3 protein-coding genes and 1 pseudogene are annotated in these 4090 nt (G+C 69.8%); all 4 read right to left on the reverse strand.

Translation table 11 applies throughout. The features are described 5' to 3' along the window. Window positions 1-345 precede the first annotated feature (345 nt). The gene (locus PROKR_RS02430) at window positions 346-708 is read right to left on the reverse strand and encodes a hypothetical protein (RefSeq protein ID WP_036959335.1); all 363 of its coding nucleotides are present in this window, start codon (window positions 706-708) and stop codon (window positions 346-348) included. 117 nt (window positions 709-825) lie between these two features. Next, on the reverse strand, window positions 826-1434 hold the full coding sequence (locus PROKR_RS33530; RefSeq protein WP_169736297.1) for a hypothetical protein: 609 nt from the start codon (window positions 1432-1434) through the stop codon (window positions 826-828). A gap of 373 nt (window positions 1435-1807) precedes the next feature. Continuing rightward, window positions 1808-3403: a fibronectin type III domain-containing protein gene (locus PROKR_RS37195; protein WP_245605667.1), complete on the reverse strand. Its 1596-nt coding sequence runs from the start codon at window positions 3401-3403 to the stop codon at window positions 1808-1810. A gap of 310 nt (window positions 3404-3713) precedes the next feature. After that, window positions 3714-4058: pseudogene (locus PROKR_RS38115) on the reverse strand (DNRLRE domain-containing protein); the annotation flags it as partial. Between the last annotated feature and the right edge of the window lie 32 nt (window positions 4059-4090).

Raw genomic sequence — 4090 nt, forward strand, 5'->3', positions numbered from 1 at the left:
AGTTCGCCGGCGAGGGTCGCGGCGCTGGGGACTACGGGCGACGTCGCGGAGATGTGCACCTCGTAGACGACAGGGTTCGGGTGCACGACGCCGGCCCAGCGGAGCATGAGCGCGCCGAATCCGGGGTGATCGTGGGGCGCCCGGGGTGACGGGCTCCTCCGGCTCGGGGCCGCCCGACGGCGGGAGCGTCGAGGGGTCGATCACGGAGCCATCCATGACCGGGGCCTGCCCGATGATGTTCAGGACAACGAGCTCGTCGCCGCGGTACGCGAGCGCGACGGCCTCGCCGATCGACGCCTGGACGTCGGGGTCGGGGTCGCGGATGCCCTCGGGGAGGTAGGGGAGTCAGGGCGTGGTCGACGGTCGCGACGAGCGAGTCGCCGGCCTGCTCGATGCCTTCGACGAGGATCTGCGCGAGCGTCTCGACACGGGGGCCGACGTCGCGGCGTCCCAGACGTCAACGCGGGTGTCGATCTCCCACAGTGCGGCCGTGGGGGCGGCGAGGATGACCTCTCCCGACTCGTCGTCAGCGCTGGTGTACGTGACTACCTCGGCGCCGCCCAGGAGGAGGGCGCCGCCGTCCGGGTCGAAGTCGGCCGTGTCCTCGACGAGGAGCACGGTCGCTCCCGCGGGCGCCTCCTCGGCGAGCGTGCCGCCAAGGGGCACGGTGTTCACGGCGGCAACGCGCCCGGTGAGGTCGTACGTCATCGCTTGCCCCTTGTCGAATGGTCTTCTTGCTGGGCGTGAGGCGCTTCAGGTAGCCGACCGGCATGGGCGGCGCACCGTTCGGCGCGAGCGGGATCGCGAACTTCCGGAGGCGGAACTTCAGCGTGAAGTCCGGCGTCTGGACGCTGACCATGTCGTCAGGGTCGAGATGCGGGACCGGGAGCGCGTCGAAGGAGACCTCCACGGCCTCGCGGATGCGCGATTCCAGGAGGCGTTCGGCGTACTCCTTCGCCGCGGCGTGGGAGCGGATCGAGGCGTTCTCCACCCGCTCGACCAGGTAGCGCGGCGCGCCTTCCGGCCCATGCGGAACGGGGACAGGGGGGTGGCTCCGCGGGGCGACGACGGTCGCCGATACGGCGCCCATCTCCCGTTCGGCGGCTGCCCCTTGACGGAGATCGTGTTCTTGACGTCCGCCATCTGGTAGTTGATCGCGACTTCGCTAACGATGCTGCCGCCCGTGCCCGGCTTGAAGACGTACTTCACGGCCCGGGAGTGGTTCCGCATCACGAGGATGCCGGCGCCGTTGTAGAAGAGCTGTTTGTCGATCGAGCGGGACAGGCTCCGGGCGGCGGACCACACCTGAGCGAAGCGGTCCAGGGACCGGGCCTTCGGCAGGGTCAGGCGCTTGCCGTACGAGTTGCGGAAGTCCGGGATGGAGAAGCGGGTCTCGCCGGCGCGGCTGCTCATGAGCACGCGGATGGCGCCCACGACCGTCACTCCCCTTGCGGAGCGTGATCGGGGTCCACACGGCGCCGAGAGCTAGTGCCTCCTTGCCCTGTGCTTCGACCGTGACCGTGACGCCCTCCCGGGACAGCCCCGGTCACGGGGCCCGTGAAGACCGTCGCGAAGACGTACCGGTCGAGCTCCTCGACGTGCACGCCGTAGCGAACGCGGATCATCCGGTCGGCGTAGATGGCCGCCGTCGTCGGGCTGTCGGTGTCGAAGTTCAGGGAGTGGCTCGGGTCGAGGAAGGTCAGGGTCGCGGACCGCCGTGACCTCGGCGTCGGCATCGACGTTCACCTGCCCGTCAAGGAGCGTGTGCGAGACGGACGACAGGACGCCGCCGTTCAGGGTCAGGACGTCAACGTCGATGCGCCGCGTGTGCGAGGAGCGGAGGGCCGCTTCGTACGCCCTCCGCTCCTCTGTGGTGAGCCCTAGAGTCATCATGTGGCGCGGGGCTCCTTACGGTCAGACGACGGCGTCGAAGGGGAGGTCCCCCACCTGCCAGAAGTCGAACGAGACGTTCTTGTAGACCTCGCCCGCGCGCGTCTTGGGCGACGGGGAGATCGTGATGTTGCCGACCAGCGCCTCGAAGGACATGTCGCCGGCGATGAGCTGAACCGTCTGGTACGGCCGCTCCTTGATGGCGTAGAGGTCGGCCTCCATGGCTCGGAAGGTCTTCCCGAAGCCCGCCATGAGCGCGCCAGAGAGAGACCCCCTCCAGGCCGCGCATGCCGTTCACGATGCGCACGGGCTGCGTCGAGCCGATCGGCGTGTAGACGCTGGCGTCGTCCTCCATCGACCACGTGCCCTCGTCGTTGCCCATGAGCGTGACGTTGATGTCGCGGTCCCGGTCGATGAGCCAGATACCCTCCACGGGCACGGCGTAGTAGACGTCCGGGTTGGTCGCCGACGTGCGCCCGTTGACCACGGCGCGCACCTCGTAGCGGTGCGACCAGTTCGGCCGGGAGCCGTGCGAGCGGTAGCGGTAGGTCGTGCCGGAGACGTAGACGTCCTCGGCGTCGACCGTGCGGGAGATCCGGCCGTCGCGAAGGATCACGAACCGGTCCGGGGTCGTCGAGCGCTGCCACTCGATATCGACGGTCGGCGTCTGCCCGACCTGAGCGACGCTCAGTCCGGTCACGCCGCCTACTGCTACGTCGGTGTCGAGGTGGAAATCGGCCTGGGCCTGGGCGTAGGTGGGATCACCGGGGGTCGCTTCGCGGTTCTGGGAGTCCCAGACCCGCACCTTGACGCGGTAGGTCCAGTCATCGAAGAGGTACCCGCTCGGGATCGTCAGCGACGTCTCCGAACTCTGGCGCTCCTTCGAGTCGTAGACCGGCCGCGAGAGGTCCGTTACGTGGTAGACGAGCACGCGGTAGCGGACCTGCGTCCCGCCCGTCACCGACCAGATGATCGGGGGCGAGCTGTCGTAGGCAGCGCCAGCGCCGAGGTTCGAGATCGTGACTGTCGGCTTGACTCGGCGGGTCATGGGGACGGGCTCGGACCATGTCGACCACAGGCCGGCGCCGTCCCGCGCCTGGACTCGCCAGTTGACCGTCTGGCCGTCGGACATGCCGGCCCATGCGGCGGAGCCGCCGACGAGCGACACGTTGTCGACGTAGTGCACCTCGCCGAGCGCTGCGGAGGAGAACTGCACCTCGGCACGCACCGTCGCGGCGCTGGCCGGAGCAACGGCGGTCACCGTGCGGGCGGCGAACGACGTGGTGTTGTTGCTGGCGGTGCCTGTGCTCGTCGTGACCTCGGCCCTCGCGGCGTTGAACCACCGCAAACGCACGAACGACGAGCGCACGGTCGACGCGGCGCGGACGACGGCGTCGACCGTGTAGGTCTGGCCGGGGACAACCGGGAAGAGGTCCGAGTAGGCGTACGCGTTGCCCGCCGCGACAGCCGTCACCGACAGTGCGCCCGGCCCGGTGTTGACCGGGGTAGTCACCCGGGCGAGCGTCGCGTTGTTCCCCGTCCAGCCCCGTGGTGTTCGTCGAGAAGGAGGGGTTGGGGAGTCGCTGGGCGGCGATCTCGGCGAGGTCGACGTCAGACGACGTGGTGAGCACCTCGCCGGAGTCGTAGACCGGCGACGAGAAGCTCTCGGAGGTCGAGACCTGCACGCGCGCTGACGCGAGCTCCGTGTCGCCCGACACGTCCTCGTAGGCGAACGTCACATGCGGGAGCGCGAGAGACGTAGCCGCCTCGGACGGGCGGAGGTCTGTCGGCTGTGAGGGGTTGTCGGCCCAGGTGACCGTGAGGGTCGGGCCGTTGGCGGAGTTGAAGCCGTAGAACTGGTGGGTGGCCGTCGCGGTCGTGGCGATGCGCCAGCCGTAGTTCTGGAGCCCGCCGGCCCAGGCCTGGACGAAGCTCGTCACGTCGATCTGGACCGTGTCGCCGTCGGACAGGGGAGCCGACGACCGCCGACCCCCGCGGAGGGCCCCGCCGGCCGGCATGTTGTTCCAGTTGAGCCGGGACGCCTTCCACGAGGCAGTTGCCCGGCGAGCACTGACGGTCCGGGTGCCCGGGGGACGGACCCCCCGGGCGTCAGTGTGAGCGTGGCCGACGTGACCGTAGCGCCCGCGGGGACGGGCTGGCGGAGCCAGACGAACGCATTGGCGATGCCGTCGCGCACCTT

The organism is Promicromonospora kroppenstedtii DSM 19349 (genome assembly GCF_000515355.1).
In the GTDB taxonomy this organism is placed as follows: Bacteria; Actinomycetota; Actinomycetes; order Actinomycetales; family Cellulomonadaceae; genus Promicromonospora; species Promicromonospora kroppenstedtii.